Annotated in this window: 28 protein-coding genes and 2 pseudogenes; 8 read left to right on the top strand and 22 right to left on the bottom strand. The window is 69.5% G+C overall.

Annotation, left to right across the window (positions count from 1 at the left end; translation table 11 throughout):
• Positions 1–32: 32 nt before the first annotated feature.
• The gene (locus ACWDSL_RS28765) at positions 33–440 is read right to left on the bottom strand and encodes a helix-turn-helix domain-containing protein (RefSeq protein WP_450490224.1); all 408 of its coding nucleotides are present in this window, start codon (positions 438–440) and stop codon (positions 33–35) included.
• A 208-nt stretch (positions 441–648) separates the two neighbouring features.
• Between ACWDSL_RS28765 and ACWDSL_RS28760 the strand changes: the two are divergent.
• Positions 649–1,478: pseudogene (locus ACWDSL_RS28760) on the top strand (NAD(P)/FAD-dependent oxidoreductase); the annotation flags it as partial.
• Here the strand turns inward: ACWDSL_RS28760 and ACWDSL_RS28755 are convergent.
• Positions 1,439–1,750, bottom strand: coding sequence for a hypothetical protein (locus ACWDSL_RS28755; protein ID WP_450490222.1), 312 nt, complete (start codon positions 1,748–1,750; stop codon positions 1,439–1,441). The pseudogene ACWDSL_RS28760 and the gene ACWDSL_RS28755 overlap by 40 nt on opposite strands.
• A 23-nt stretch (positions 1,751–1,773) precedes the next feature.
• Positions 1,774–2,502 (bottom strand): annotated as a pseudogene (locus tag ACWDSL_RS28750) (SDR family NAD(P)-dependent oxidoreductase).
• 3 nt (positions 2,503–2,505) lie between these two features.
• Between ACWDSL_RS28750 and ACWDSL_RS28745 the strand changes: the two are divergent.
• A complete protein-coding gene (locus tag ACWDSL_RS28745) occupies positions 2,506–3,291 on the top strand; it encodes a LysR family transcriptional regulator (RefSeq protein WP_450490229.1) in 786 nt (261 codons plus the stop codon).
• Between the two features lie 165 nt (positions 3,292–3,456).
• Here ACWDSL_RS28745 and ACWDSL_RS28740 read toward each other — a convergent pair whose 3' ends face one another.
• Positions 3,457–3,987 (bottom strand): GNAT family N-acetyltransferase, encoded by a 531-nt coding sequence (locus ACWDSL_RS28740; RefSeq protein WP_450490220.1) that lies wholly within the window; start codon positions 3,985–3,987, stop codon positions 3,457–3,459.
• Positions 3,988–4,039: 52 nt separating this feature from the next.
• Between ACWDSL_RS28740 and ACWDSL_RS28735 the strand changes: the two genes are divergently transcribed.
• On the top strand, positions 4,040–4,225 hold the full coding sequence (locus ACWDSL_RS28735) for a hypothetical protein (RefSeq protein WP_450490218.1): 186 nt from the start codon (positions 4,040–4,042) through the stop codon (positions 4,223–4,225).
• A gap of 123 nt (positions 4,226–4,348) precedes the next feature.
• Here ACWDSL_RS28735 and ACWDSL_RS28730 read toward each other — a convergent pair whose 3' ends face one another.
• A complete protein-coding gene (locus ACWDSL_RS28730) occupies positions 4,349–5,089 on the bottom strand; it encodes a TetR/AcrR family transcriptional regulator (protein ID WP_450490216.1) in 741 nt (246 codons plus the stop codon).
• Between ACWDSL_RS28730 and ACWDSL_RS28725 the strand changes: the two genes are divergently transcribed.
• Both ACWDSL_RS28725 and ACWDSL_RS28720 read left to right on the top strand, forming a co-directional pair.
• Positions 5,088–6,395 (top strand): DUF2218 domain-containing protein, encoded by a 1,308-nt coding sequence (locus ACWDSL_RS28725; RefSeq protein WP_450490214.1) that lies wholly within the window; start codon positions 5,088–5,090, stop codon positions 6,393–6,395. The genes ACWDSL_RS28730 and ACWDSL_RS28725 overlap by 2 nt on opposite strands.
• 157 nt (positions 6,396–6,552) lie before the next feature.
• Positions 6,553–7,335, top strand: coding sequence for a DUF899 domain-containing protein (locus ACWDSL_RS28720; RefSeq protein ID WP_450490212.1), 783 nt, complete (start codon positions 6,553–6,555; stop codon positions 7,333–7,335).
• A gap of 23 nt (positions 7,336–7,358) precedes the next feature.
• Here the strand turns inward: ACWDSL_RS28720 and ACWDSL_RS28715 are convergent, their stop codons facing one another.
• The 6 genes from ACWDSL_RS28715 to ACWDSL_RS28690 all read right to left on the bottom strand — a co-directional run bounded on the left by ACWDSL_RS28715 (position 7,359) and on the right by ACWDSL_RS28690 (position 13,281).
• Positions 7,359–8,894, bottom strand: coding sequence for a hypothetical protein (locus ACWDSL_RS28715; RefSeq protein ID WP_450490210.1), 1,536 nt, complete (start codon positions 8,892–8,894; stop codon positions 7,359–7,361).
• Between the two features lie 15 nt (positions 8,895–8,909).
• Positions 8,910–9,206 (bottom strand): hypothetical protein, encoded by a 297-nt coding sequence (locus tag ACWDSL_RS28710; protein WP_450490208.1) that lies wholly within the window; start codon positions 9,204–9,206, stop codon positions 8,910–8,912.
• A 97-nt stretch (positions 9,207–9,303) separates the two neighbouring features.
• On the bottom strand, positions 9,304–10,293 hold the full coding sequence (locus ACWDSL_RS28705) for a hypothetical protein (RefSeq protein ID WP_450490206.1): 990 nt from the start codon (positions 10,291–10,293) through the stop codon (positions 9,304–9,306).
• 100 nt (positions 10,294–10,393) lie between these two features.
• Entirely contained in the window at positions 10,394–10,981 is a 588-nt protein-coding gene (locus tag ACWDSL_RS28700) for a histidine phosphatase family protein (protein WP_450490204.1), read from the bottom strand.
• Positions 10,982–11,008: 27 nt separating this feature from the next.
• Complete coding sequence (locus tag ACWDSL_RS28695) at positions 11,009–12,658, bottom strand: pyruvate, phosphate dikinase (RefSeq protein WP_450490202.1); 1,650 nt, start codon at positions 12,656–12,658, stop codon at positions 11,009–11,011.
• Positions 12,655–13,281: a transcriptional regulator gene (locus ACWDSL_RS28690; protein WP_450490201.1), complete on the bottom strand. Its 627-nt coding sequence runs from the start codon at positions 13,279–13,281 to the stop codon at positions 12,655–12,657. The genes ACWDSL_RS28695 and ACWDSL_RS28690 overlap by 4 nt, the downstream gene beginning before the upstream one ends.
• 261 nt (positions 13,282–13,542) lie before the next feature.
• Between ACWDSL_RS28690 and ACWDSL_RS28685 the strand changes: the two genes are divergently transcribed.
• Together ACWDSL_RS28685 and ACWDSL_RS28680 are read left to right on the top strand one after the other, a co-directional pair.
• On the top strand, positions 13,543–14,676 hold the full coding sequence (locus tag ACWDSL_RS28685; protein ID WP_450490199.1) for a TetR family transcriptional regulator: 1,134 nt from the start codon (positions 13,543–13,545) through the stop codon (positions 14,674–14,676).
• Positions 14,677–14,951: 275 nt separating this feature from the next.
• Positions 14,952–15,830: a sigma-70 family RNA polymerase sigma factor gene (locus ACWDSL_RS28680; protein WP_450490197.1), complete on the top strand. Its 879-nt coding sequence runs from the start codon at positions 14,952–14,954 to the stop codon at positions 15,828–15,830.
• Between the two features lie 40 nt (positions 15,831–15,870).
• On the opposite strand, the gene ACWDSL_RS28675 is transcribed toward ACWDSL_RS28680, so the two are convergent.
• The 3 genes from ACWDSL_RS28675 to ACWDSL_RS28665 all read right to left on the bottom strand — a co-directional run bounded on the left by ACWDSL_RS28675 (position 15,871) and on the right by ACWDSL_RS28665 (position 18,280).
• The gene (locus tag ACWDSL_RS28675; RefSeq protein WP_450490195.1) at positions 15,871–16,224 is read right to left on the bottom strand and encodes a YciI family protein; all 354 of its coding nucleotides are present in this window, start codon (positions 16,222–16,224) and stop codon (positions 15,871–15,873) included.
• A gap of 82 nt (positions 16,225–16,306) precedes the next feature.
• A complete protein-coding gene (locus ACWDSL_RS28670; protein ID WP_450490193.1) occupies positions 16,307–17,020 on the bottom strand; it encodes an HAD family hydrolase in 714 nt (237 codons plus the stop codon).
• 30 nt (positions 17,021–17,050) lie between these two features.
• Positions 17,051–18,280 carry an MFS transporter gene (locus ACWDSL_RS28665; RefSeq protein WP_450490227.1) on the bottom strand — a complete coding sequence of 410 codons (1,230 nt, stop codon included), beginning with the start codon at positions 18,278–18,280 and terminating at the stop codon, positions 17,051–17,053.
• A 114-nt stretch (positions 18,281–18,394) separates the two neighbouring features.
• Between ACWDSL_RS28665 and ACWDSL_RS28660 the strand changes: the two genes are divergently transcribed.
• Positions 18,395–19,360, top strand: coding sequence for a carbohydrate kinase family protein (locus tag ACWDSL_RS28660; RefSeq protein ID WP_450490191.1), 966 nt, complete (start codon positions 18,395–18,397; stop codon positions 19,358–19,360).
• Here ACWDSL_RS28660 and ACWDSL_RS28655 read toward each other — a convergent pair.
• The 8 genes from ACWDSL_RS28655 to ACWDSL_RS28620 all read right to left on the bottom strand — a co-directional run bounded on the left by ACWDSL_RS28655 (position 19,347) and on the right by ACWDSL_RS28620 (position 25,744).
• Positions 19,347–19,847 (bottom strand): NUDIX hydrolase, encoded by a 501-nt coding sequence (locus tag ACWDSL_RS28655; protein WP_450490189.1) that lies wholly within the window; start codon positions 19,845–19,847, stop codon positions 19,347–19,349. The two genes, ACWDSL_RS28660 and ACWDSL_RS28655, sit on opposite strands and share 14 nt — an antisense overlap.
• Positions 19,848–19,861: 14 nt before the next feature.
• Complete coding sequence (locus ACWDSL_RS28650; protein WP_450490187.1) at positions 19,862–21,127, bottom strand: UbiD family decarboxylase; 1,266 nt, start codon at positions 21,125–21,127, stop codon at positions 19,862–19,864.
• Entirely contained in the window at positions 21,124–21,711 is a 588-nt protein-coding gene (locus ACWDSL_RS28645; protein WP_450490185.1) for a phosphoribosyltransferase, read from the bottom strand. Before ACWDSL_RS28645 ends, ACWDSL_RS28650 begins: the two co-directional genes overlap by 4 nt.
• Complete coding sequence (gene guaB / locus ACWDSL_RS28640) at positions 21,704–22,864, bottom strand: IMP dehydrogenase (protein ID WP_450490183.1); 1,161 nt, start codon at positions 22,862–22,864, stop codon at positions 21,704–21,706. The genes ACWDSL_RS28645 and guaB overlap by 8 nt, the downstream gene beginning before the upstream one ends.
• Before the next feature lie 34 nt (positions 22,865–22,898).
• Complete coding sequence (gene folE / locus ACWDSL_RS28635) at positions 22,899–23,513, bottom strand: GTP cyclohydrolase I (protein WP_450490181.1); 615 nt, start codon at positions 23,511–23,513, stop codon at positions 22,899–22,901.
• Complete coding sequence (locus tag ACWDSL_RS28630) at positions 23,513–24,121, bottom strand: radical SAM protein (RefSeq protein WP_450490225.1); 609 nt, start codon at positions 24,119–24,121, stop codon at positions 23,513–23,515. The genes folE and ACWDSL_RS28630 overlap by 1 nt, the downstream gene beginning before the upstream one ends.
• A 167-nt stretch (positions 24,122–24,288) precedes the next feature.
• Positions 24,289–24,678, bottom strand: a complete 390-nt coding sequence (locus tag ACWDSL_RS28625) for a 6-pyruvoyl trahydropterin synthase family protein (protein ID WP_089513937.1) — start codon at positions 24,676–24,678, stop codon at positions 24,289–24,291.
• Positions 24,679–24,901: 223 nt separating this feature from the next.
• Complete coding sequence (locus ACWDSL_RS28620) at positions 24,902–25,744, bottom strand: hypothetical protein (protein ID WP_450490179.1); 843 nt, start codon at positions 25,742–25,744, stop codon at positions 24,902–24,904.
• Positions 25,745–25,980 lie beyond the last annotated feature (236 nt).

The following is a 25,980-nucleotide window of genomic DNA, read 5'->3' as shown; positions in this document are numbered from 1 at the left end:
TGTTTCGTACTGGCGCCGTGTCTGTGGGCTTCTTACTGCGCGGGTGGCGTTGTGCGGCCCGGGTCCGCCCGGCTCGGGGCGTACCGGGCCAACTCGTCCTGGGCGAGCGAGAGCAGGTCGGCGAGGCCGAGCCCGAGGGCCTGGGCGGCGGCCGCGAGCACCTCGGAGGAGGCCTCCTTGCGTCCGCGCTCCAGCTCCGACAGGTACGGCATCGAGATCCGGGCCGACTCCGCGACGTCCTTCAGCGTGCGCTCCTGGGCGAGCCGCTCGCGCCGCAGCACATCGCCGACGAGGTCGCGCCACAGGGGTTCCCTCGGGGCGGGAGTCTGTGGGGCTCCCGCCGGCCGCTGCGGGGCGCGGGTCGCCCCGCCGGAGTCGGGCGGCGAGGTCTGTGGGCGCAAGGGGATGACGCGGGCTTCGTTCGGCGCATGAGTGCTCACCCCCTCAGCCTAGGGATCCGGGGCGCCGGGGGAAGGGAGCGGCGTTCTGCCCTGGGTGAAGTCGTGTTGGCGGACTGGAGGTGTCGCGAGCTTCGTCGGGTGACGCTCCTGCCCCTCTGTGACCCGTGCCACACGCAGTTCCTGTCAGGAATCGGGACGCCGTTCCGCTCAACTCACGCAACAGCAAGCGAACCGACAGGAGCGACACATGAAGCACCGCATCGTCGTCCTCGGCGCCGGCTATGCCGGGGCCTATGTGGCCGGGAACCTGGCCCGCCGGCTGTCCCCGGCGGACACCGACATCACCGTGGTCAACTCCGAGCCGGACTTCGTCCAGCGAATGAGGTTGCACCAGCTCGCGACCGGCCAGCAGATCAAGGCTCCCAAGCTTGCCGACGTGGCGAACTCGGCTACGACACGCTTGTCCACGCGCTCGGCAGCCACGGCGACGACCACGGCGTCCCCGGCGCGGCCGAGCACGCCTTCGACATCGCCGCCCGGCCCTCGGCGCTGCGCCTGCGCGAGCGCCGGGGCAGCCGGGGCAGCCGGGGCGGCCGGGGCAGCCGGGGCGAAGCCGGGAACGTGGTGGTCGTCGGTGACGGGTTGACCGGCATCGAGGCCGCCACCGAGATCGCCGAATCCCGGCCCGGCCGGTCGGTGACGCTGGTCGCCCGCGGCGAGCTGGGCTCCCGGCTCTCCGCCGGAGCCCGCAGCCACCTGCGCCAGGCCTGCGACCGGCTGGGCATCACCGTCCTGGAGCACACCAGCGTCGAAGCCGTCGAAGCGACGCGGGTGCTGTGCGCCGACGGCACCGCCCTGGTGTCCGAGGCAACCGTGTGGACGGCCGGGTTCGCGGTCAGCCCCATCGCCGCCGCCGGCGGGCTGGAGGTCACCGAAAACGGTCGGATCGTCGTCGATCGCACCATGCGATCGGTCTCGTACCCGAACGTCTACTGGGCGCGAGCGCCCGGTGGTGACCCGACGCCGACCGCGGCGTCTCACTGCACCAGCAGAAACGCGGCGAACACCGCGACAATCACGGAGACGCAGCAGAACGCGAGGTGCGAGCGCGGATAGGGGTAAGTTTCCTGCGTCTCGCCCTTGTTGATCTCCTGGGCCCACATCACAAACAGCTTGCGAGTCGGGAACAGGCCGATTGTCAGCCCGATGAGGGCGAATGAACACAGGACGAGCATGTCGGTCAGGGCGAAGCCCTGCGACGAACCGATCGCCACTGCTCCGACACCACACACCACCCAAATGAAGGGGTACACCGTCCAGAATTTCTGAATTGGTACCCATTTGGCCATGGCGGAGCAGTGGATTACGAGGGCTATGACAGCCAGGAGCCACGGCCATTCCGTGGCAGGCGACGTGAACACGGACTTTCCCCCTGAGTCGCTTTGACTCCGCAGAGGTTAGCAGCGAGGTTGGTGGCGGTGGCGTTCGCCGCAGAGCCCGCGCTCGGCAGGGTGGCGAGCCGGATTGCGATCGCGGCGCCTTGCTCGGGTGTTCGCGGCGCGTTGAAGCCGGTGAAGTCGGTCGCCACGTAGCCGGGGCAGCAGGCGTTCACGATGACATTCGTATCGGCGAGTCGGCGGGCGTACTGGGCCGTGACGCTGTTGAGCATGGACTTCGACGGTGCGTACGCGAGCTCGCGCGGCTGAGCAGCGGGAGCATCGCGTTCGTCACCCGAACGACCCCGAGCACGTTTGTGTCAAGGACGGTGCGGACGACGTCGAGGTACGGGCGTCGTCGGATCCTGCGCGCCACCGTCGGTCCGGCCGGAGATGCCCGCGTTGTTGATTAGCACGTCGAGCCGACCTGCCGTCTGCCCGATCGTCGCCGCCGCGGCTGCGACGCTGTCGTCGGAGGTGACGTCGAGGGCGACCCCGAACGCGTCGACGCCTGCGGCACGCAGGTGCTTGACGGCCTCCTCGCGCCTGGCATCGTCGCGAGCCCCCACCGCGACCGTGAAGCCGCTCGCACCGAGACCCTTTGCGATGGCGAAACCGATTCCCTTGTTCGTGCCGGTGGCCAGCGCGGTCTTCGTGTTGTTCACTCGATCGACGATCTCGAGACCCGCGAGCTCCGGTACTTCGTCGCCGTCGCCGAGGAATTGCACTTTGGACGCGCCGCCGGTCGGCTCGGGATCGCACAACCGCCGCTCTCGCGCGCGATCCGCCGGCTGGAGCAGCGGCTCGGCGTCCAGCCCTTGTGTCGCACGCGGCGTGCCGGGGATCCGAAGCGGCCGCTGGTGCTCGCGACGAAGGCCGGGGCGTCCCACGAGCTGCTGCGACGGCTCCTCGACACGCTTGCGAGCGAACCCGGGGCGGCACCGGTTGAGGTCCTTCTGTGCGAGGTCGGCGAGCAGGCACGGCTGCTCCGCGACGGGCAGGCCGACGTGGCACTCATGCATCGCCCGTTCGACGACCTCGCCGGGTTCGACGCCGAAGACCTCTGCGCCGAAGGCCAGGTCGCGATCCTTCCCGCGGGGCATCCGCTCGCGTCGCGCGATCAGCTCACGCTGGCGGATGTCAGCAATGTGCCGGACCTGCCGATCGCTCGATGGCCCCGGCTCGACGGGTCCTACCCGGACGGGCCCGGACCGGAGGTGCACACCCGGTCGCAGCTCGCTCAGCTCGTGGCGCTCGGCAAAACGCTGCTCGTCATCCCTGCCTCCAGCCGTGCCTGGCAGTGGCCCGAACACGTCGCGGTGCCCGTCGCCGACGCGCCGGAAGTCACCACGGTGATCGCATGGCCGCAGCGCAGTCGTTCCCAGGAGGTTGCATCACTCGTCCGCTCAGCGGCCGGGCTCCGCTCTCTGGACCGGCGGAAATCACTCGCATGATCGGCTCAAGGTGCTGTGCCGGTAGGGGCGTTGTGCAGGTCGACCATCGTGCGTACGGGAAGCGGCAGCCAGTCTTCGGTGGGGGAGTCGTTCTGGGAGAGCTGCTCGAGCACCTCGGTGGGTGTCGGACGGCCGGGCCTGTCGCCGGCTGACCTGCCCGCGCTGTCAGCCGACCCGCCGGGCCAGTACCTGTCCGGGCCAGTTCCCGGACAGGAAACGGTCGGTAGGGGTGAAGCCGTTGCGTTCGTAGAACGCGACCAGTTCGCCCCCGCCGCCGGCCCAGCAGTCGACCCGCAGCAGTTCCACACCCGCCCGCCGGGTCTCGTCGGCGGCATGGGCCAACAGCGCCGCCCCGATGCCCAGACCGGCGTGCCGCCGGTCGGACACCAGCAGCCGGACGTACCGCTCGGGTTCCCCGACCGACGCGATCGGCACCTTCGGGTTGGGACCCGAGCCCAGCACCAGGGCTCCGACAGGTGCTCCGTTCAACTCCGCGATGTAAGGGGCGTTCTCGGTGGTGTATCGCTCGACGCGTGCCACCCCGCCGGGTTTCTGCGAATACGGTGTCGTGCCCCACTGCTCGGTGTTTCCGCGCTCGTTCATCCATGCCACCGCGGAGTCGAGCATGTCCAGAATGGCGGGTGCGTCGGCAAGGCTGCCTGGTCTGATCCGTATGCCATGCGTGGTGTCGGTCACGGCGGAAGCATAGGCTGTCGGTCGGTGCGGCTTGCTGGTCAGGAGGCATGACGTGGATATGGGATACCGATGGCTGGTCGTCGTGGCCGCCACCGTCGCTTCAGGGATCATCATGATCCGTCGAGGTGGCGAAGCGGTGTGGGTCTGGGCCATCGCGATGAGCGCATTCATCATCTACGCGACGGTGTGGACGCTGGCGCGCCTGCGGAACTCTCCGAGCCGTTCCAGGAGAAAGTGACCACATCGTCCCGTTCGGGGATCCGCGTGTGGGAGTGACTGTCACAGCTGCGCTCAACCCCCCGCGACCCGTCCGCGATCGGGCGGGATGAGCAGCTGAATCCGGAGATGTCGATATCGACCGTCACGCCGGGGTTTGCATCCCTGCGAGGGTGACGCTGACGAGCCGGTGGACCGCGGCTTCCGAGGGCAGATCGGCGGCGGCTGTGAGTGAGTGAAGGCAGTAGGCGGCGAGTTCTCGGGGGGCGATGTCGTCCCGGAGTGCCTGGGCGGCGGCGGCTTGCGCAATCACATCTTCGAAGAGTCGGCTGAGGTGGCGCTGTGCCTGGACGACCGCTTCGCCGCGGTGGAGCAGCGCCGAAAGTTCCTCTGTGCCCTGGCCGCGTCGGCGGTAGGAGATGAGCGCATAGTGCTCGAGGACCGCGCGAACCCGATCGCCGGGGTCGGGGAGGTTTTCGCGGAGTTGGTGAAGCTGTTCGATGTGGCTCGCGATATGGCGTTCGTGGAATGCGCTCAGGATCGACTCGACGTCGGGGAAGTACTTGTAGAGCGTGGCCCGGCCGATGCCGACCTGCTCGGCGATCTGCGACATGGTCACCGACATGGGTCCCTGCTCGGAGGCCAGTGACCAGGTGGTGCGCAGGATCGCTTCGCGCACCGCGTTGCGATGCTCCTCGATCGTCTCGTTCCACAGCTTCGGCACCGTGCCATTGTACGCCGCGCCACTGGTGCGACGATCCGACTTGACAGCGACACTTTGTATCGCAAAAGTTGTGACTGTCGGCACCGGCCCCGATTGCCGGACGTGCAATCGCGTCATGAGCGTTGCCGGGCAGCCAAGACGGGACAGAAAGGGCGTCGCCATGACACAGCCGCATTCCCATGCCGGGGCTTCTGCCGGGGCCTCGGGGGCACTGGAGGAGCTGTACAGCAGCAGGCCGCCGTGGGACATCGGCCGGCCCCAGCCGGCGCTTCAGGCACTCGCTGACGCGGGGGCCATCCGGGGCCGGGTGCTGGACGTCGGCTGTGGCACTGGCGAGCACACCCTGCTCGCGGCTGCTCAGGGGCTTGACGCCACCGGCATCGACCTCGCCACAAACGCGCTGCACACCGCGCAGGGCAAGGCAAGGTCGCGCGGGCTGACCGCCCGCTTCCTGCGCCACGACGCCCGAAAGCTGGCAGACCTTTCAGGTGCCTTCGACACCGTGCTCGACTCCCTGGTCTTCCACAGCTTCACCAGCGAGGACCGTGCCGCCTACCTCCGCGGCCTGCGCACCGTACTGAGGCCGGGCGGCCGCTATTTCATGCTCGGCTTCAGCGACCGGCAGCCGGGCGAGCTGGGACGCCCGCACAAGCTCACGGCACAGGAGATCCGTCTTGCTTTCGCCGAGGGATGGTGCATCGACTCCATCGAACCGGCCACCATCGCCTCGACCCGCCACCCCGACGGCCTCCAGGGCTGGTTGGTCTCCGCCACCACGACCGGGTCCTCCGAGGTCGACGATGCCCACCCTGCTGCACCGACCGAGGAAGCGGCCCCCGACGTGGGCAGCGACATGCTGACCGCACAAGCCCACATCCCAACCGACCGGGCGAGCCGGTACCTCGTCCAACTCTGCCGACACGGCAGCCAGATGACCGGAATCCCCGGCCACCGGCCGCGCGCCCACACAGCCGGCGGGGCTCCTCCGCGGATCCGGCACGTGGAATGGTCCGACACCTGCGGCGTCCTCGACTTCGGCTTCGGACAGTGCACTCTGGAAGCCGGTCCCGAAGGGCTGACACTCCGCGCCCGGGCCGACGATGAGGAACACCTGCGGCGCATCCAGGACGGCATCGCCTCACGTATCGAGAAGATCGGCAGACGCGACAACCTGCGTGTGACCTGGCATCGTTCCCAGGCTCCGGTGACAGCACCCGACGACGTCCCCGGCGTGGCGGGCGGGCCACCCGCCGCACGGTCACCGCTCCGTGCCCACGGCAAGACGATCGGCTTGCCCGCCGTCGCCCTGCTGGTCCTGGCTGTGCACCTCGGAGCCGGCCGCGCCTTGGTGGACTCCTCGTGGTCAAGCTGGGGGCTCGTCACCATCCTTGGCATTGTCGCGGTCAAGGCCGCTGTCATGACGACCGTGGTCATCCGCCGCCGCAAGACCGCCAGAGCACGCCGCTGAAGCCGGACGAGGCGCTCGGCCGAGAGCACCCCGAGTGCCCCGGGTATCCCGGATGCCCCGTGTCGCGATGAGTTTCCGCCGGGGCGGGAGTCTGTCCTGGTGACCGTTGCGGGGCGTCGTACGACGCTGCCCAGCATGAGACACCACGGAGGACACCATGACGACCACGCCGAACGATTCGACCGCCGCGCTGCCCGGCCGCCCGCCCGTCGTCGACCTGGCCACCTGGCAGGCCGCACGAGACGAGCTTCTGGTCCGCGAGAAGGCCCACACCCGCGAGGGCGACACCCTCGCCGCGGCCCGCCGCCGACTGCCGATGGTGGAGCTCGACGGGACCGTCGAGGTCGTCGGACCCGACGGCCCGGTCCCGTTCCTGGACCTGTTCCAGGGCCGCGACGAGCTCGTGGTCTACAAGCACATGTGGTACGACGGCGCGCCGCACCAGGGGCAGTGCGAGGGCTGCACGACCACGGCCTGGCACCTGAAAGACGCCGCTTACCTCAACGCCCGCGGCGTCTCGTTCGCCGTCCTGACCACGGGCCGGTGGGACGAGGTGGCCTCCTACGTCGCGTTCATGGGCTACACCCAGCCCTGGTACTCGGTGCGCGGCGTGGCGGGGCCGGTCGGCGGCGACATGGGTTACCTCACCTGCTTCCTGCGCGACGGCGACCGCGTGTTCCTCACCTACTCCACGACGGGCCGCGGCAACGAGCGGGTCAACGGGTCCCTGGGCCTCCTCGACATGACGCCCTACGGCCGCGGCGAGGCATGGGAGGACAACCCCCAGGGCCGGCCCGAAGGCGGCAGCCCGTGCTGGTCCTGGCGCTCGGACGCGGACGGGAACGCGACCTGGGGCCCGACCAGCCGCCCCGTGCCCCAGTGGACCCGCCCCGGCGCGACCCCCGTGGAGAGCCTCGGCCGGCACAGCCACCACCACTGACCCGCCTACGCCGACGACGTGGGCTATTCCTGATCCCACAGCCGCAGGGAGTCGTTCAGGAAGCGCTGGCCCTCGGGTGATACGGACCATTTCCACATCCGGTTCCCGGGCTGGTACGGCTCGCCCGGGTGTTCGTTCAGCCACGTCCGCCATCTGTCCAGATTGCTTCCCTGGTACAGGTTGAGGAGCACCGGGACGTTGTTCCGGATGGGCTCGCGGTCCGGGTTCTCCTCGGTCACCTTGGAGTAGGCCCCGAGGATCGCGGCTACGTACCTGATCGAACCGTCCGAGGTGCGCAGAATCTCCCGACGGCCGTCTTCTCCTTGGCGGGGAAGGTATCCCTCGGCCTCGATCTGTTTGACGATCTCGGACTGGATGTGCACCTTTCCGGGTCCGGCCGACAGGTGATAGTCGAGCGGCGGCCGAGCGGGAAGCCCGTCCCTGACGTCCTGCCACCAGCGGTCCTTGTTCTTCATCGCTTCCCATGCGATGGCGCCGACGATGGCCCTCGGGTCGACGTTCCACCTGCGCGCCTCTTGGAGAATGGTGTCCTTGTGCAGCTCGATCCAGCTCAGCACGGCGAGTTCGTCGCGGGAGTACGGCTTGCCGTTGCGGTCCACACCCTGAGGGGCCACGGACGGGTAGGGCAGGGTGTCCGCGCCCCTGAGCTCCCACGAAAGATCCGCGCTCGTAGGCGCCTCGGCGCCGCGTGGCCACGACGGATGCGTTGCGTAGACCTTGTCCAGCAGCAATCCGAGGCCGGAGGCCCGCGCCCCATAGGTCTCCTTGATCCGCAACAACTCGCTGTCGTCCAAGTTGTACGCGAACTGGGCGGCTGCCGCCCGGTTGGCCAGCAGCGCCTTCAAAAACGCGCTCTGGTCGTCCGGCGGGACTTCGTCGTCGTGTTTTTCCCACGGGAACGGCAGTTTCCACGGAAGCGGCAGCTCGGGGATCATTCCGGGCTGGTCCCAGCCGAGCTGCCGGGCGACCTTGTCAGCGGTCTCCTTGGAGACCGCACCGCTGGCGAACGCGCTCACCAACGCCTTGATTCCGGTCGGGTCGGACATCAGCCGCCTGATCTGCTCGCTGTTCAGCCCGTTGTAGAAACCGGCGTTGAAATAGGGATCGTTGGCGTGTTTGCCGAGCTCCGCCAGAATCGGCCCGAGGCCGTCGGTCTGCTCCATGCGCCTCGCCAGCGCGGCCCCGGCCTCCGTCGAGCGCGACGCTTGCGCGTACTGGGTCTGCAGTCGCTGAAAGGCGGCGTTGACGTCCTGGTCGGAGGCGGAGACCAACTTCGCGGGCGTACCCGCCGTGGGGCCGCCCGCTTCCTGGAACGCCCGGCCGACCGTGCTCACATCCCGGTCCGTGTAGAAGGCGGCGGCGATCCACTTCGCCACGGACGAGTCCAGCGACGAGGGTGGTGCGACGCCGCTCGTCTCGACGTCCCGCAGCGCGGACGACAGGTACGCGCTCACCCACTGCTGAAACTGCTCCGCACCCCGCGTACAGGCCGCGGAATACGCGAACAGTTTCTCCGGAATCGCCGACACCTTGGCCATGGTCAGCCCAACCTCCTAGTTCCTGGGCTTTTGCTGCGCATGCTGGGCGTGGGCCTGTGTGGTGGCATGGTCCACGTGCGCCTTGAGCCGTGTGGCTTCTTCCCTGAGGTGGATCAGGGCCGCTCGCTGGCGGGCGAGGTCATGCTCGTAGCGCGTGCGTTTCGCGCCCTGCCAGTTGGCGCTGGTCGGGGTGGACAGGAGTGCCTTGCGCTGCCCGTTGCGCAGCCACAGAAACCAGTCGATCTTCTCGATGAACTGTTTCAGCACCCAGCTCAACCGATCGGCGGCCTGATAGTCGAACTCGGGCGGCATCGGTCACTCCCCCTATGTGGACCCACTCAGGATTTTCGGGCCCGCACCTCCAGGTGTCATTGACTTCAAGCGCAAAGTTCTTGATCCTCCGTGCACTTCACTGGTACATCGACGTCATCAGGTCAAGGCGCTCCGCGTATTCGGACCGGCCGAGGTCTCGGTATGCTCGCGCCCACAACGGCTTGAGATCGGCGAAGTGGCCGTTCGGTTCGTTGACGAAGATGTCCTTGAGCCCGAGCAACGCGGTCGCCGGGTGTCCGGCGTCGAGCAGGCGCTCAGCGTCGGCCAGCGCCGGTTCGAGCGACGACTCCCACGAGCTGACGTAGACCACCGGCTCCCGATCGTTGTAGGCGTCAGCCGGGGCGAGCACGCCGATGCCGTCCGCGCCGGGCTCGTGCCGCCACCCCTCCGGTACGTCAAACACGATGTCGAACTCGGTGTCCTCCATGACGGCCGTGCCGTTCCACCGTGAACCGGGAAAGGTCCGGTCCGGGTCCGGGTGTACGCGGAGTTCGGCGGCCAGCCGGTCAACAAGTCTCCGGTCTTTGGCGCGGGCGTTGATGCGCCACTGGTTTTGGGCAAGCCACACATCTGGGTCGCGGCCCGCCGGGGGCTCCGGGTCCGGGTTCTCGCGCCACCGTCGTAGGGCCCACGACAGCATGAAATCCAAGCCGGTACGGGTGTCCGCACCGATCAGGGTCACGCCGGGTTCATGGCCGTCGGCCAGAGCGACCGGATGGTCCAGCCTCCTGAGTTCCGGCGCGGGTACCAGCCAGCCGACGTTGCCGCCGTCGCCGAGGGAGCCGAAGGACACGAACTCGGGCGTGGCGTAGTGGGGCAGCGACGGCTGCCGACGCTGGTCGTCGAATTCCGGGTAGCCGTCGCAGCCATCGGGCGGGCGGGGAATCGTGGCCAGGTCGAACATGAAGTCGTAGTGGGTTTCCAGCAGGGTGTAATCGTAACTTTCGTTTTCTTGGTAGAAGTCGTACGCGTTCTGCCAGGCGATGTCGATCAGTGTGCGGAGCGCGGGCGGAGTGGGGAACGGAAAGAGGTCGTCAGCCCACGGCGGCGGTGTCGAATCGGTCACGGCACCCGAGGATACTGACGAACATCAGCCGCCCGAAGTGGCCCCCGGGCGTACGGTTTTGGCGTGGCCCGGCCGCCGAACGCAGCGGTCACGCCGCCTCTCATGGCCGGGTGCCGTTCCCGAACCCCGTCCACCGCAGTTCGGCCGGCAGGTGGCCCATGTCGTTGTACAGCAGCACCGTCGGCGTGGTTCCGTCGCGGTATTCGATCGCGGTCAGTGCCGTGTTCCCACAGTTCAGCCCCAGCCAGCGCACCGGTGGCGCGTCGAGTGCGTGCCGGACGAGCCAGGCCACCTGATAGGCATGGGTGATGAGGACCTCGTGAGTCTCGGTTGCGGCGGGGCGCGCGAACCTGTCGGTGAGGGCATCGGCGAGGCGTGCTCCCGCCGCGGCCTCCTCGGCGTCGTACCCGTCGAAGAACGCCGCCCACGCCGGTGGCGCGTCGTCCGGTACGTGCGGTACGTGATCGATCAGCTCGGCCGCTTCCCGCACGCCGGCGTTCGGGAGGTGCCTGCCGACGATCTGCGCGCACCGCACCGCCCTGGGCAGGGGGGAATGCCACACCGCGTCGATCGGAAGCCCGGCCAGGCGCTGCCCGAGCAGTTCCGACTGCCGCTGGCCGATGTCGGTCAGCTCGCCGAACGGGTCCGCCGCTCCGTGCCGTACCAGATATACGTGCCGAGTCGGCATCGCCGATCTCCTTTCAGAGTTGCCTTGTCATCGGGTGGTTGAGGACCGCAGTGCGGCATGGGCCGCTTCGAGCCGCTGGGATTCGTCGCGTGGGGAGTGGTCCCCCGAGGTGTCGTCGGCCCATGCCAGCAGTCGGTGGAGGTGTTTGTCGGCCGCGTTCGCGACGACGCGGGGGCGGCCGAGGGCGACCTCGCCACTCGACCCGTCGATGGTGATGAGGGCGCCGTCGCCGATGGTGCGCCCGCCGGCCGTGACGGTGCCGTTGCCGGCATCGACGGTCAGGTCGGCGACGCCCACGACCGCGGGCCTTTCCATGGCTCGTGCGACGACCGCGGCGTGGCTGGCCGGCCCGCCGCGAGCGGTGACGATCCCCGCGGCGGCGGCGAGGCCGTGCATGTCATGGGGCGAGGTCTCCGGGCGCACCAGGATGACCGGGGCGCCTTGGGCCATGCGTACCGCTCGCTCCGCCGTGGTCGCCACGTGGCCGACCGCGACACCGGGGCAGGCGCCGAGGCCCCGGGCGAAGACGTCGGCCTCCTCGGATGACGCGATGCGTGGCGTGCGGACATGACGGAGATTGCTCGGTGAGATCCTGAGCAGCGCTTCGTGCCGTTCGATGACCCGCTCGTCGGCGAGTTCGGTGGCCACGCGCACCGCGGCACCTCCGGCGAACCGGCCGGGCCGGACCTGCAGAATCCACAACTCGCCGACCTGGAAGGTGAATTCGACATAGCAGGCGTCGCGGTAGTGTCCTTCGATCCGGCTCAGGGCGTCGAGCAGCTCCGCCCACACCGCCGGCTCCCGCCCGGCGAGTTCGCGCAGCGGCCGGGTCGTCGATCTGCCGGAGACGACGTCTTCTCCTTGGCGCCCGAACAGGACTTCGCCGAAGGGGATGTTCTTACCGGTGTTGGGATCGCGGCTGAACGCGACTCCGGTGCCGCTGTGGTCGTCGCGGTTCCCGAACACCATCGTCTGGACGATCACGGCCGTTCCGAGGTCGTGCGGGATGTCGTGCAACGCGCGATAGGTTCGTGCGCGTGGTGTGTCCCAGGACGAGAACACGGCCTCGACCGCCGACGTCAGCTGGCGGGCCGCGTCGTCGGGGACCGGCTGTCCACACCGTTTCCGAACGAATTCCTCGACTGCCTTCATCGCGTCGGCGAGGCGTGTTTCCTCGTCCTTGGTCCCTCGCCCGGGATCTTCTCCGTGGCCGGTTCCTACGTCGCCCGCGTCGCCCGCCTCCGTGTTCGTGACCGCGGAGGCGAAGCTCGACAGGAAGCGCAGCCGCGAGTTCAGTGCGAACGGCCGGTCGCCCGTCTCGACGGCAAGGCCCGCGGTGGCTTCGGTCGTGAGGCCGAGGTTGAGGATCGTGCTCATCATGCCGGGCATCGACACACCGGCCCCGGAGCGCACGGAGACCGCCAGCGGCCTCCCGGGTCCGCCGAAGCCGCGCCCGGTGGTGAGTTCGAGGTCGGCGATGGCCGTCGCGAGTTCGTCGCCGAGTCCGTCGGGCAGACGTCCTTCCCGTAGGAAGACACGGCATGCCTGTGCGGTGATGACGAACCCGGCCGGCACCGGCAACCCGAGGCGGTGCAGGAGGACCAGGCCGAGTGCCTTGCCACCCAGTGTCTCCGCCGCCTCCTCGACCTGGGCGGAGATCGTGCGTATCCATCTCATCGCCGCATCCCGAGGGTGGCCAGCAGGTCTTCGTGCAGCTCCGCCCATACGGTGTGGTACGAGGCGGTGCTGTCGGTCACGTACTCCAGCGCGCCGGAGGCGGCGCGATCGAGGGCTGCGGCGAGACGGTCGCGGTAACGACCGAATCGCGGCAGTGCCGCGGAGAGCTCGGCACAGACGGGGGCGGCGCGACGGTCGAGATCGGCGAATCGGCCGAGGACCCGGGAGTCGTAGGCGGGGTCGCTGTGGTCGTTGACGTTCACGATGCCGTCGACGGTGCGGAGTTGCCATGCCGCGCAGAGGTCGAGCAGCTCCGGGTTGAGTACGAGAAACCGGCCGAATGCCGCCTCAACCGCTCCGCGGGCGTTGGCCGAGGTGAGCTCGTCGGTGATGCGCTCGGCGTCGGCGGCGCGGCCGGCGTCCGTGAGCAGCCAGCAGGGCATGTCACCGGATATCCGTGTGACGAGGCCCTCGACCCCGAGATCGATGAGCTCGGACTCGATGTCGGACTCGTCGAGTCCCGTAACCCCATGGAGGCGGGTGGGGCTGACGGCCCCGGCACAGCGCAGGGCATGCAGCACCAACAGGTTGGCGTTCGTCGCGTGAGTTTCGGGCCGGGTCATGTCGTGTCCCCTGGATGTGCGGTTCGGTTCATGGAAAGGCTGTCGGTGCCTCGCGGCGCGAGTTGAGTGGTCTTCCGGCCGTCGCCCGGCCCCGGCGGTCGGGATGTCGACGGTTCGCGGTGTTGCTGCGCCCTGGCCGGGTGCCGTCCGTCGGCCTCGAACCCTTGCCACCCACACTCAATCTCCGATGTTCATGGTTTCTGGATAACGTCGTCATCTGGATGCTGTTTGTATCATGACACGGGAGCGGAAGGGGACACGATGGCGAGACTGACGCGCGCCCAGCAGCAGGAGCGGACCCGCGCGGCGGTGCTGGTCGCGGCCCGGGAGGAGTTCGCCGAGCACGGCTACGCCGAGGCCAAGGTCGACCGGATCGCTGAGCGAGCCGAACTGACCAGGGGCGCGGTCTACTCCAACTTCACCGGCAAGCGCGCGCTCTACCTCGCGGTGCTCGCCGACGCCGCCGAACGGGCCAGGGTCCGCGCCGAACCGCCGGTGGAATCGCCCGACTCCGTCGGGCGAGCGCTCGGCACCTTCGCCAGGGTCTGGCTCGAACGGCTGCCCCTCGCCGGCGACACACCCGGAAGCGGGCATCTCCAGTTGCGTTCGCTGTCCGGAGTGCTCGACACCGAGCCGGCCAGGACCGCGCTGGCCGAACTCGTCCGGTTCGAAGCCCTGCTGCTCGCCCTGGCACTCGAATCGCGCCCCGCGGCGCGCGGCCGGATGGTGCGACCGGCCCAGCTGGCGCTGACCCTCCTCCACGGAGCGGCCGGTCTCGCGGAGAACGCCCCCGGGGTCGGTGACCCGTTCGACCTGGCCCGCGCCGCCGAGCACCTGGCCGACATCGCCCTCAACGACGACGCGGAGCCACCACACCTGCCCTTCATCGCCCGGGCACGGCCGGTGGAAGACCCGTGGGCGGCGCCCCGGGGCCTCGCCGACGAGATCAGCGGCCGCGCGGTCGACCTCGCCGACGACGGCGTGGTCGTCGTGCTGGGCGTGAGCCGTCTGTCCGCGGCCGAGGAGGCGGTCCGCTCGGCCCGGCCGGGCGACGCGGTGACGATCGTCGTCGCCACGAGCGACCCGGCCGAGACCGGTCGACTGGCCCGCCTCCGTATCGTCGATCTCGTCGCCTGCCTGCGCCGGGTGTTCGCAGCCGAGGATCTACCGCGGCCGCGCATCGTCTTCGACGACGGTGGCACGGTTCCCGCGGCCTTCGGCAGGACCTCGGTCGACGACCTCACCGAGGTCGCGATCCGGGTGCGCGACGGGCTGATCGTGGCACACGCGGACGGCCGCGGCGCCGGCCACGCCGTGGCCGACAGCGGCGCCCCGCACCGTGGCCGCGGCACGACGGCGGCGAGCCGGAGAGACCTGCGGACGAGGTCTGAATGACCCGGTGCCCAAACCCGGCCGTACGTCGAAGGCGCTCAGAGGTCGTCCAGGTCCCTGTGCTGGATCTACGACGTGCTGGATCTGGCGGCGGGTCCCGGTGACCGCGCGTCGTTCCGGGACCCGTCGGCCAAGAACATCCGGCTCACGCAGGTGCTGGAGTTCGATCCGGAACGGCACTGAGGTCCCCAGCCCAAACCCACCACCGTCACCGCCGTCACATCGGCGGCCTCTGGAGGCTCATCCCGGTGAGCCTTGATGATGGGATGGTGTGACTGGTGAACGAGAGCGAGTTGCTGGCCGAGCGCTTCGAGCGGGAGCGCCCGCGGCTGCGTGCGGTGGCATATCGGATGCTGGGTTCGGTGGCGGAGGCCGACGACGCGGTGCAGGACGCCTGGCTTCGGCTGAGCCGGTCCGACGAGGAGCAAATTGACAACCTCAGCGGATGGCTGACCACCGTCGTCGCGCGGGAGTGCCTGCACCAGTTGCGGTCCCGACGGCGCCGCCGGGAAGACCCGCTGGTCGAGCACCTGCCCGACCCGGTCGTCGGGGCCGGAGACCCCGACCCCGAGCAGGAGGCACTGCTGGCCGACGCGGTGGGCCTGGCGCTGCTTGTCGTACTCGAACGGCTCACCCCGGCAGAACGGTTGGCGTTCGTGCTGCACGACATGTTCGGCCTGCCCTTCGACGAGATCGCCCACATCATCGACCGAAACCCCACGGCCGCACGGAAGCTCGCCAGCCGAGCGCGGCGCCGGGTCAGCGGCGCGGAGATCCCACGGCCAGATCGGGATCTCGCGCGCCAGCGGAAGGTGGTCAACGCGTTCTACGCGGCGGCGCGGACGGCGGATCTCGACGCCCTCATCCAGGTCCTCGCCCCCGATGTCGTGCAGCGTACCGAGTTCGGTGCCACCCGGCCGCCGAGCGTCGTCCGCGGTGCGGCGGCGGTGGCCGAACAAGCCCGTGCGCCCCGCGGTGGCGAACTGCGCTCCGTCCTGGTCAACGGCACGGTCGGCGCGCTGGTCACCCGGGACGGACAACCGTACTCCGTCATCGCCTTCACGGTCACCGGCGACAAGATCGCCAGGATCGACGTCATCCGCAACGCCGACCGCGTCCGCAGCCTCGCGTCCAGCGTCCTCGGCCAGGCCGAGTGAGCGGTCCGGCCCGGTGCGCGGCGCGCACCGGGCCGGGAACTCACCAGTACGTGGCGGACGGTCGTACTTCGACCGCGCCACCCAGTCGTGCTTGCGGTACGCGGGATGCGATCGCGATCGCGGTATCCAGATCCTCGGCCTCGACCACCAGGAACCCGCCCACCGAGGTGTTGTCGAACGGACCCTCGGTGGTGACGGCCGAACCGTCCTCCACACGGACGGTCGTCGCGTCCTTGGGCAGACCCATCGGCGGCGCACCGGTCACGTTCTCCATCGTGCCGATCGCCGCCCAGTCGGCGTACGCCGCCTTCCTGTCCTCCTCCGACACCAACTCCGCCTGCGGAGTGCCCGGCAACGGATACGTGCCCTGGTGGATCACCAACACAAACCGCATCATGTCCTCCTCATCGAGTGTGCCTTTCGCACACACCCATGAGCCCGGGCATCACACCGATGTGACCTGTCGGGTCGTACGGTCAGCCGGTGGGCCGCTGCGCCGCCCAGGAGTCGAGCACCGTCAGCACGTCCTTGAGGGTGTGCGCGGTGGCATCCGGCTCCGCCGAGTCCGATCCGCGCTCCTCCTCGGGGATGGCGCTGTGAGGCACCCAGATGGTGCGCATACGGGCCTGCCGCGCACCGTAGATGTCCTCGAAGAGCCGGTCGCCGACGAACGCGCACGCGCCGGGCTCCTCGGCGCCCAGCCGCTCGGCGATCAGCTCGAAGATGAGCGGATTGGGCTTCGTCCAGGGCACTTCGCTGGAGTAGACCGCGGCGTCGATGAGGTCGTGGACGCCGTCCCGCTCGAAGATCTCGTGGTGCCAGTCGGCCGACCACAGCGTGTTGGAGAGCACACCGACCCCCAGATCCCGCTCGCGCAGGGTGCGCAGCAGCTCCGCGCCCTCCGGGTCGAGGTAGGTGTGCTCCTCCCAGGCCCGTCGGTAGGTCGCGATCGCCGTGCCGTCCGGGACCACGTCCACGGCGCGGAACACCTCGTCGAGGGTGGCCGAGCCCTGCGTGTTCCGGCAGCGGGTCATCAGCTCCCGCTCGGCCTGGAACAGCCGCTCGGCGAGGTCCGGCGCGCCGTCCGGGTCGATCTCGCGCGCGGTCTCCAGCCAGATGCCCGCCACGTCCACCGTGTGCCAGGGAGTGAGTGTCCCCGCCCAGTCGAAGACGACGTACTTGATGGTCATGCTGCTCCTCGCCCTTCCCGCCCGAACCGGTCACGCCTGCTGTCCCCTGCCCACCGCGGTGCGCAGCAGCACGACCCCGACCGCGCACCCCACCAGCAGCGTCGGGCCCACCGCCCACCATCCGTCCGCCGCCGTGACGACCAGACCCACCAGTGGTGGTCCCGCGAGCGATCCGACGCTGCCGAGCTGGGCCACCACGCCGTTGGCCATGCCGACGTCGGCGCTGGTCCTCACCACGAGGGGGAGGGCCGCGAAGACGGTGGCGACGACCAACTCGTTGGTGATCGCGATCAGCACCGCGCTGGTCATCGAGATGCCAAGACCGCCCGTCGAACCGAACGCCGCGAAGGCGCCGACCGGCATCAACAGGGCAGCCGTGAAAAGGTACTTCATACGCGCCCCGCGGCGCAGCAGCACACTCGCCGCGAAGCCCCCCGCCACCCCGGCGAAGGACACGCTTCCGGTGAGCGTTCCGGCCGCCGCGGTGGGCACGTCGAACTCGTCGTGCAGATACGTGGGGTACAGCGCGACGAAGGTGACGATCGTGGCGCTGATGGTGGCGAAGCCGGCGCCGAGCGCGACCGGGCGGGCCAGCCTGCGGGCGCGCGCCCAGCGATCACCGGAGCCGTCCCCGTCCCCAGCCGGGGATTCCGTTGCCACCGCCCCGTCGGCCGGCCCTTCCGGCTCCGGTCCGGCCTGCCGGGCGCCGACCCCGGGGAGGTACAGCGCCGCACCGGCCACCGCGAGGGTTGCCGCCGCGGCGACCACCAGCGAGGTCCGCCAGCCGAACCCCGCGGACAGCAGCCCGCCGCCGAACGCGCCCAGCGCGAGCCCCACCGGCATGAAGGTGCCCCAGACCGCCAGCGCCACCGTGCGGCGCTCGTCGTCGCCGAGCCCCAGGATCAGCACCGGGGCCGCGATCACGACGACCACATAGCCCATGCTCTCCACCAGCCGCCCGCCGAGCAGCACCGGAAACCCGTCGGCCCGGGAGACCAGCAGCCCGGCGAGCCCCATCACCACCAGGCCGCCGATCAGCGTCCGTCTCGGGTCCAGGGGGCGCAGCGCGACGCTCACCGCCAGCCCCAGCACGGCGGCCACCGCGGTGACCGAGGAGGCGACCAGGCCGACTTGTCCCAGAGAGAGCCCCAAGTCGTCCTCGAGGTCAACGGATACGGGCGTGATTCTGCCGATGCTGGTGGCAGCCATGACGCCCGACAGGTAAATTAAAGCGAAATACCACCAATATGCGTGGCTCATTTGCTCATCGGATTCCGGAATCCCTGCTTCTGCGGTATCAGTGGTGTCGCTCTTCCTGTCCATGGGTCAAAAACCTTTCCCATCGTGTGGAAGCTCAGGGGGGTATCGCTCGACATGGTGGCAGCAGAAGACGGGTCCGTGCCGCGCTCCGGCATTCTTGTGCTCGGTTCCCTGGTGATGGACCGTAAGTTTTTCGCCGCGGGGCTGCTCGAACGCGGAGCGGGCCGCGGCGAAACGGTGTGGTCCATGGAGCGGCACCACGGCGGCGTCGGCCGCAATGTCGCCACGAACGCGGCGCGGCTCGGCCACCCGGTCACCTTCACCGGCCTGTCCGGTTTCGGCGCGGACGCGGCGGAGCTGGAGGGCGCCCTGACCCGGCTGGGCGTCGCCCTCCACGTACGGCGCGTGGCCGACGGCGTCGGGCGGTTCGACGTCACGCTGGACGCCCACGGATCGCAGATCTCCTCGCGTATCGCCCTCCCCGATCCGGCCCTGGGAAAGGCGCTGTGCGGTCCTGAGCTGGCCGCGCGCATCGCCACGGCGGGGGCGGTGGTGATGGAGGGCGGGCTCGACGAGGAGCTGCTGATGTGGGTGTCGCAGCAGGCCAGGCGGCACGCGGTCCCGGTGTGCTGCCTGCCCACCCGGCAGGCCGACTTCGGGCCGCGCGCCCATCTGCTGCCCCGTTACGACGTGCTGGTCCTCAACACCGCGGAGGCGGGCGCGCTGCTGGGACAGGACCCCGGCGCGCCGACCGGGCCCGCCGAGCAGGCCGAGCTGCTGATGCGCCGCGGCCCCGGGGTGGTCGTGGTCACCGACGCAGCCCGCGGGGCGGCCCTGGCGGCCGCGACCGCCCCCGGGCCGGTGCACCTCCCGGCAGAGCCGGGCGTCTGCACCGACGATACGGGCGCAGGCGACGCGCTGGCCTCGGCCTTCGTCGCCGCCCTGGTGGCCGGCCGGACCCCGCGGGACGCCCTGGCCCATGGACTGCGCGCTGCCCGGGTGACCATCGCATGCCCGCAGAGCACCTGTCATGCTCTGTCGTCGGCTCTCGTCCGCGCGGCGAGCGTCACCCGGACGTGACGGTGGACTCCACCCGGTGCGCACGCATGGTGATGCCGTCCTCGGCGAGGGCGCGCGCGATGACCTCGTGGTCGTACGACGCGAGCCCGGCGTCGGTGAGGATCTTCAGATCCGTGGAGTGCATCGGGAAGTCGTCGACGCTGCCCTGCCGGACCTCGCCCACGTTGTGCCCCGAGAAGCCCTCGGGCAGCTCGTACGCGCGGTCGGCGAGGCAGGCGAACATCAGCAAGTGGTAGTTGCCCTGATCCCACTTGCCGGTGAACTCATAGACGGCGAACAGCGAGCAGGAGTCCACGAGGATGCCGGTCTCCTCGTGGGCCTCCCGCCGCGCCGCTTCCTCCGCCGCCTCACCCGGCTCGATGCCCCCGCCCGGCAGCAGCCAGCTCCCGGCGTACGGCCCCTTGAGCTGGTGGACGAAGGTCACGGTACGGCCGGGTCCCGGCACCACCAACAGGGCGGCGGGCAGCACACGGTCGAAACGGCTCATGCTGATGTCCTCATTCAGTACTCGGTGGGCCGCCCTTCGGGCGGAATGACCAAGGCCAGGCCCACGCGCTCGCCCTCCACCTTCCCCTTGCGGCGATACGGCTCCGTCCGCGTGGTGAAACCGTAGGTGGCCAGCGCCTGGCCGGGGTTCGACAGGTCCGGGCCGCAGATGATCACCTTTGAGCGCACATCGAACGCCATCGCTTCCATGACGAGCTCCTGGCTGGGCTCGTCGGACTCGATGTACGCCACGAACTCCCCCCTGGCCTTGAGCGAGTAGCGTACCGACCGCACATGGTGACCTTGACCACGCAGATGCGCGTACATCAGATACTCGTTCTGGAAGCTCATCAGGGTCAGACCCGAGGTGGCCCCCGCCACGATGGTGGGAAACGGCGCCCCGGGCACGGCGGTGACCTTGCCGACGGTCATCACATTGCTGCGCCGGGCCTCCGCGTAATAGCCCTTGAACTCGCCGAACGGGCCCTCGACTTCGTCCCTGGCCAGGACGTGTCCCTCGATGACATGGGTGGCGTCGTCCGGCACCGGAGGGCTGCCGCCGAGCCCGAGCGGGCGCCCCAGCAGACGGGAGGCGATCTCGTAGTCGTCGCCCTCGGCGGGCAGCCGCGAGGCCGCCACCACACAGATGGCCGGATCCGCACCCAGGAACACGGAGATGGGCATCGGACGCCCGGTCTCCAGCCAGGCCAGCAGATTGCGGTGGCCGTCGGTGCGCGGGTCCAGGAAGATCCGGACCTCGTCGGGCGCCACCACCTGGATGCGGTAGAAGCCGAGGTTGACGCCGCTGCCGTCGGGCCGGGTGGTCACCCCCACGCCCGCGGTGATGTACGGGCCGGCGTCGCCGGGGCGGTGCTGGAGGATCGGCAGGGCGTACAGCAGATCGCCCAACTCCTCGCGCAGCCCGCCCCCTTGGTCCCCGTACAGGGGGTGCGCGGGGCCCGCCAGCCGGTCGGACATCTCCGCCAGGCGCTTCTCCTCGGTGGTGTTGAGCGCGGCGAGCAGCACCGCCCGCGGATACGGGTGGCCGAGCACCCGGCCGCCCGGGCGCTCCGCGACGCCTGTGAACACCGTCGTCGGACGCGTCCCCAGCGCCTGCTCGAAGTCGGCCAGGGTGCGCGCCACCTCCACCCGGCTGCTGAGCGGGGCGTCACAGGTGTACAGGTCCACCGCGTCGTAACAGGCGGGGAGGGACAGCTCGGCCGCGCTGTCCACCGGGACGAGACCGCGGCCGGGCAGTCCCCGCGGCCCGCCGGCCGTCATGGGCGCGCCTCCCGTGCGGTGGCGGGGAACGGCCGGCAGTCCGTGGTGGACTCCCGGTCGGTCTCCCATGGGAAGACGATCCAGTCGTCGATCACCGCGGGACAGTAGTCGGGCACATAGCCCGACTGGTGGTTGCGGACCACCGAGACGAAGCGCACATCGGACCGGGCCACCCCGGCGTCCGCCAGGTAGGCCAGCACCACTTCGGCCGTGGAGCCGGTGCCGACGATGTCGTCCACCACCAGCACCCGGTCTCCCGGGCCCAGCGCGGGCGGTGTGCCCATGTCGATGACCGGCGCCTGTTTCGCGGCGTAACGGGTGTCGTCCGCGGTCCTGCGCACGCGGATGGTGTGCTGGACGGGCACATCGAGGGCGCAGGTGAGAAAGCCGGCCGGGGTGAGCCCGCCACGGGCCACCGCCAGCACCGCGTCCGGCCGGAAGTCCTCGCCCCGGAGCTGCGCGGCGATGTCCCCGACCAGCTCCCCGAAGGAGACCCAGTCCAGGAGGTAGGGCCCCTGCCGGGACCACATACCCGGCCGCTCACCGGCCACCGTGGGGCGCGGCGTGGCGCCGGGGTCAGCCATTGCCCACCGCCCGGGTGACATGGTCGATATCGATCTGCTCCGAGCGCTCGCGTGCGTGCGGACGGTTCTCCGCCCGGCCGGCGGAGGTGACCCGGATGAACTCGGCGCGCTCCCGGAAACCGGTGACGTCCCGCGCCCCCGAATAGCTCATCGCCGACTGCACCCCGCCCATGAGCTGGCGCAGCGTTCTGGCCAGCGGGCCGGTGGCGGGGAAGGTCGCCTCGGTGCCCTCCGGCACATAGTCGTCGACCTCCTCCTGGGTGATCTTCTCGCCGGCCGCATGGCGCAGCGTCAGCTTCATGCCCAGGGAGACGAACCCGTTGCTGACCTTGTACGAGCGTCCGTCCCGGGTCACCGGACTGGCCGCGCTCTCATCGGCCCCCGCCAGCGCGGAGCCCAGCATGACCGCGTGTGCCCCGGCCGCCAGCGACTTGGCGATATCGCCCGACTGCCGGATGCCGCCGTCCGCGATCACCCGCACCCCGCGCTCGGCCGCCGCGGCGGCGCAGTCCATGACCGCGGTGAGCTGGGGGACCCCGGTCCCGGCCACCAGCCGCGTCGTACACACCCCGCCGGGGCCGATGCCCACCTTCACCACATCGGCGCCGGCCTCCGCGAGGTCCGTGACCCCTGCGGCCGTCGCCACGTTTCCCGCGGCCAGCGGCAGCCGCGGGTAGGCGGCCCGCAGCTTCGCCACCGCGTCGATCACCTGGTCGCTGTGGCCGTGGGCGACGTCCACGAAGAGGATGTCCACCGCGTGTCCGACCAGGCGCTCGGCGCGTTCCCGCCAGTCGCCCGAGACGCCCACCGCGGCGCCGACCAGCAGCCGGCCGTCGGCGGCGAGGGTCGACCGGTCGGCCGAACCCTCCTCCGGCCGCTGCGCCTTGACCGCGTCCAGGTGCTCCAGCTGCTGCTCCACCGTCTGCATACGGTGGAGCACGCCCAGGCCACCGTTCAACGCCATGGCCACGGCCATCCGGTCGCCCGTGCACCACTGGGTGTTCGCCGAGATGACGGGCGTGCGCAGGACGACGCCCGGCAGCAGCTCCGAGGCGGTGTCGGCCTGGCGACGGCTGGTCAGCGGGGTGCGCTGGGGCACCAGCAGCACATCGTCGAAGCTCAGCCCGGTCCGCGGGGATTCACTTACGCGCATCGAGATATCTGCTCCTCTCAAAGGGTGGCGAGGCTCAGAAGCCGGCGCCGCGGAACGATTCGCTGGTGAGGGTGAGCAACTCGGTGCGCAGGGCGCTGTCCTGGAGCGCGCCGCGCCATACCGCCGTGGTCATGGTGGCGGGGGTGCGGATGCCGCGCATGGCCATGCACAGATGCTCGCCCTTGCCGATCACGGCGACGTCCGGCGATCCCGTGAGCTTTTCGATGTCGTCCGCGACGTCCTGCGAGAACTGCTCCTGCGACTGCAGCCGGTGGGCGTGCTGATGGGCGATCCGGGCGAACTTGCTGAGGCCGAGCACCTGCCCGCGGGGGAGGTAGCCGATGGTCACCCGGCATGAGAACGGTAAGAGGTGGTGTTCGCACAGCGACCACACATGGATGCCCGAGACGGCCACCAGATCACCGCTGCAGCTGGACTCGAAGACGGTGTCGGTCGAGCCGGGAGCGTACTGGGTGAACTCGCGCCACCAACGCGCGTAGCGTGCCGGAGTGTCGCGCAGCCCTTCCCGTTCGGGATCCTCACCGATCTCCACAAGGAGCTGCCGGGCGAGTATTTCCAGGGGATCCTGTGGCGCCACGCCCGGTGCGATCTGCTCGTCCTCCGGCAATTCATCAATTCCACTGCTCATCAAACACCTCGTTTGCTGCCCCATATGGTCACGTGCAGTCGCCCGGACAGATTCCACTTCCGGCCGACGACCTCGTCCGCGAGTGTGCGGATGCCCTCGTCGATCTCCTCGGGGGACTGTCCGCGCGGCATGATCCAAATGTTCTTCAGCGAGTGTCGCGCCACCAGCGCGTCCACCTCTTCCAGGTCGGACGCGGTCGCACAGACGAACTTGAAGGCCGTGCCGGGAAGCCGGGTGAACTCACCGAGCACCGCCGGGACGATCCGGCGCTTCTCGGCGATCCCCGAGTGAGCGAGCTTCGGCGACACATTGAACCGGATTCCCGCCGCGGCCAGCGCGGCCTGCGGGGCCACCGTCCCATTGGTCTCGATCTCCACCGCGATCCCCGCCTCGCGCAGCGCGCGGATCACGGGCTCCAGCCTGGACTGCTGGTTGAGCGGTTCCCCGCCGGATATGACGATCAGCCCGACGCCGAAGGCGAGCAGCCGCCGGGCCACTTCGGCCGGGTCCATCGCGTGCAGTTCCTCGGCCGGACGGTAGGCGATCCCGGTGTCCGAGACGCCCTTCCAGTCCCAGGTGTACGGAGTGTCGCACCAGCGGCAGTCCAGATTGCAGCCGCCCAGCCGCAGAAAGGCGCAGGACGTGCCCGTTGAGGGTCCTTCTCCCTGTACGGCCCTAGGTGGGCCCGAAGATCTCGTTGACCACGAGCTTCGGTGCCGTCATGTTCACCACCCCCTCTCATGTCCTCCATCAAGGACCGGACCCCGGTCCGCGGTCACCCGGGCGTGTTCTCTCCGCCCAGGGAAGGGCGGTATGTCGCCCAGGTCTTGGGGGTCTCCGACACGCGTACGGCGGTGAGTTCGGGGAACTCCTTGACCCACCTCTCGTGGAGCCACATGGCGATGTTCTCGGCCGAGGGATTCACCCCGTCCAGCACATCGTTGAGATGCCGGTGGTCCAGCGTCTCGTCCACCCACTTCCCGAAGGCGGAGAGGTCGCCGTAGTCCCGTACGAAACCCGGAAGTGTCAGATCCTCCGGTGCCGCGGACAGTTCCAGGACGACCACATAGTTATGGCCGTGCAGTCGGCCACATGGATGGCCGGACCGTAAATGATCCAGCTGATGGCTTGCGGAGAAGCGAAACTCTTTGGTGATGGTGAGCATGATGAACCCTTCACCTCGCTCAAGTGAACAGGGAGCAGAAAAACCCTCTACTCCGCTTTCCTGCTTAACACCCTGACGAGCATTCCCGAGCGCACGCAGGATCACAAGAGGGCATCCGGCCCTTCACGCTTGACTTGCCGTTGACCGACTGTCGTGAACATGAGAATGTGGGGCCGGCTGCCGCCGACCCCACATTCACTGGTTTCACACTGCTGCCGGGGACTCAGGCACCCTTCGACGCCTTGAAGTTACGGAAGAGCAAGTAGGTGTCGATGATGTCCGACGACGCGCTTTCGACCGACCGATAGATGCCCCACTTGGGTCGGACATAGTCGTCCTGATCCGGGATCTTCACATTGGACATACTGCCCTGGACCGCCACCGGAGCGCTGGAGCCGGTGCCATTGCGGGCCACGAATCCCGCCTTGCCGCTCGACCCGATGGTGAAGGTCCATTCGATGGTGATCCACTTGTTGCGCAGCGGCGACAGATTGGTCGAGGCGATATCCGGCGACCCGGAGTTGGCGTAGGCGCGGGCCCGCAGGGTTTCCGTGCTGCCGCTGCGGCCCAGATCCAGGACGACGTACGGGCCCCCGTTGTCCACCGGCGTCTTGGTCTGGAAGATATGCGTGAACTTGCTGGTGCCGTGCAGCGAGGTCGGCATGAACATCTCGTAGCTGATGCTCCAGGTCTCGCCGTCACGCATCTTCAGCTTGGTGCCGCCCTGCACCATGCCCTTGGACTCGGTGCGCTGACGGTCCCCGTCGCCGGTGGTGTCCCGGTCGTCCTTCCAGATGTTGAAGCGGTAGTGGTCACCGTCCTCGATGACGACATAGTCCCGGTCGGGGTGGGCGTTCCCGCGGTCGGCCTCGATGCCCTCGAATGCCTTGAGCCCATCGCCGGCCGGGTCCGGGTGCCAGAGCAACTGCGGCGCGCGGGGCGTCGCCAGCGCTCCGGGCACCGCCGAGGCCGTCTGGCCGATGGCGAGCGAAGAGCCGACGGCGGCCGCGGTCATGGAGCCGAGTACCGCCCGACGGCTGAAATGGCGTGGAGCGTGTTCGGTCATGTTCGTTGGTTTCCTTCTGAGGATGTCAACCGATGACACACGCGGTGCGGACGGACCGCGATGAAGGGGCCAGGGCGGTCCTACGTGAAGGTGCGTGGCATGCGGCGGGGTGCGGCTCGCTCCCGCCCCCGGGGCACGCCGGAACGCCTCCCACCATGGACTGGACCAATAGGCCCGTCAAGGCTCCGAACGCTCTTTCATCCGACCTTTACTGAGGGTCCCTTGTGCTCTTCGGC

It is taken from the genome of Streptomyces sp. NPDC000941, assembly GCF_053599555.1.
The sequence above is the reverse complement of the archived record's forward strand: the minus strand, read 5'-3'. Positions and strand labels throughout refer to the sequence as shown.

Coding starts and splice junctions, on each gene's coding strand:
- ACWDSL_RS28755 (WP_450490222.1), bottom strand. CDS start 1,750: ATGGCCAAATGGGTACCAATTCAGAAATTCTGGACGGTGTACCCCTTC.
- ACWDSL_RS28725 (WP_450490214.1), top strand. CDS start 5,088: ATGACACAGCCGCATTCCCATGCCGGGGCTTCTGCCGGGGCCTCGGGG.
- ACWDSL_RS28730 (WP_450490216.1), bottom strand. CDS start 5,089: ATGGCGACGCCCTTTCTGTCCCGTCTTGGCTGCCCGGCAACGCTCATG.
- ACWDSL_RS28720 (WP_450490212.1), top strand. CDS start 6,553: ATGACGACCACGCCGAACGATTCGACCGCCGCGCTGCCCGGCCGCCCG.
- ACWDSL_RS28715 (WP_450490210.1), bottom strand. CDS start 8,894: ATGGCCAAGGTGTCGGCGATTCCGGAGAAACTGTTCGCGTATTCCGCG.
- ACWDSL_RS28710 (WP_450490208.1), bottom strand. CDS start 9,206: ATGCCGCCCGAGTTCGACTATCAGGCCGCCGATCGGTTGAGCTGGGTG.
- ACWDSL_RS28700 (WP_450490204.1), bottom strand. CDS start 10,981: ATGCCGACTCGGCACGTATATCTGGTACGGCACGGAGCGGCGGACCCG.
- ACWDSL_RS28695 (WP_450490202.1), bottom strand. CDS start 12,658: ATGAGATGGATACGCACGATCTCCGCCCAGGTCGAGGAGGCGGCGGAG.
- ACWDSL_RS28690 (WP_450490201.1), bottom strand. CDS start 13,281: ATGACCCGGCCCGAAACTCACGCGACGAACGCCAACCTGTTGGTGCTG.
- ACWDSL_RS28685 (WP_450490199.1), top strand. CDS start 13,543: ATGGCGAGACTGACGCGCGCCCAGCAGCAGGAGCGGACCCGCGCGGCG.
- ACWDSL_RS28675 (WP_450490195.1), bottom strand. CDS start 16,224: ATGCGGTTTGTGTTGGTGATCCACCAGGGCACGTATCCGTTGCCGGGC.
- ACWDSL_RS28670 (WP_450490193.1), bottom strand. CDS start 17,020: ATGACCATCAAGTACGTCGTCTTCGACTGGGCGGGGACACTCACTCCC.
- ACWDSL_RS28665 (WP_450490227.1), bottom strand. CDS start 18,280: ATGAGCCACGCATATTGGTGGTATTTCGCTTTAATTTACCTGTCGGGC.
- ACWDSL_RS28660 (WP_450490191.1), top strand. CDS start 18,395: ATGGTGGCAGCAGAAGACGGGTCCGTGCCGCGCTCCGGCATTCTTGTG.
- ACWDSL_RS28655 (WP_450490189.1), bottom strand. CDS start 19,847: ATGAGCCGTTTCGACCGTGTGCTGCCCGCCGCCCTGTTGGTGGTGCCG.
- ACWDSL_RS28650 (WP_450490187.1), bottom strand. CDS start 21,127: ATGACGGCCGGCGGGCCGCGGGGACTGCCCGGCCGCGGTCTCGTCCCG.
- ACWDSL_RS28645 (WP_450490185.1), bottom strand. CDS start 21,711: ATGGCTGACCCCGGCGCCACGCCGCGCCCCACGGTGGCCGGTGAGCGG.
- guaB (WP_450490183.1), bottom strand. CDS start 22,864: ATGCGCGTAAGTGAATCCCCGCGGACCGGGCTGAGCTTCGACGATGTG.
- folE (WP_450490181.1), bottom strand. CDS start 23,513: ATGAGCAGTGGAATTGATGAATTGCCGGAGGACGAGCAGATCGCACCG.
- ACWDSL_RS28625 (WP_089513937.1), bottom strand. CDS start 24,678: ATGCTCACCATCACCAAAGAGTTTCGCTTCTCCGCAAGCCATCAGCTG.
- ACWDSL_RS28620 (WP_450490179.1), bottom strand. CDS start 25,744: ATGACCGAACACGCTCCACGCCATTTCAGCCGTCGGGCGGTACTCGGC.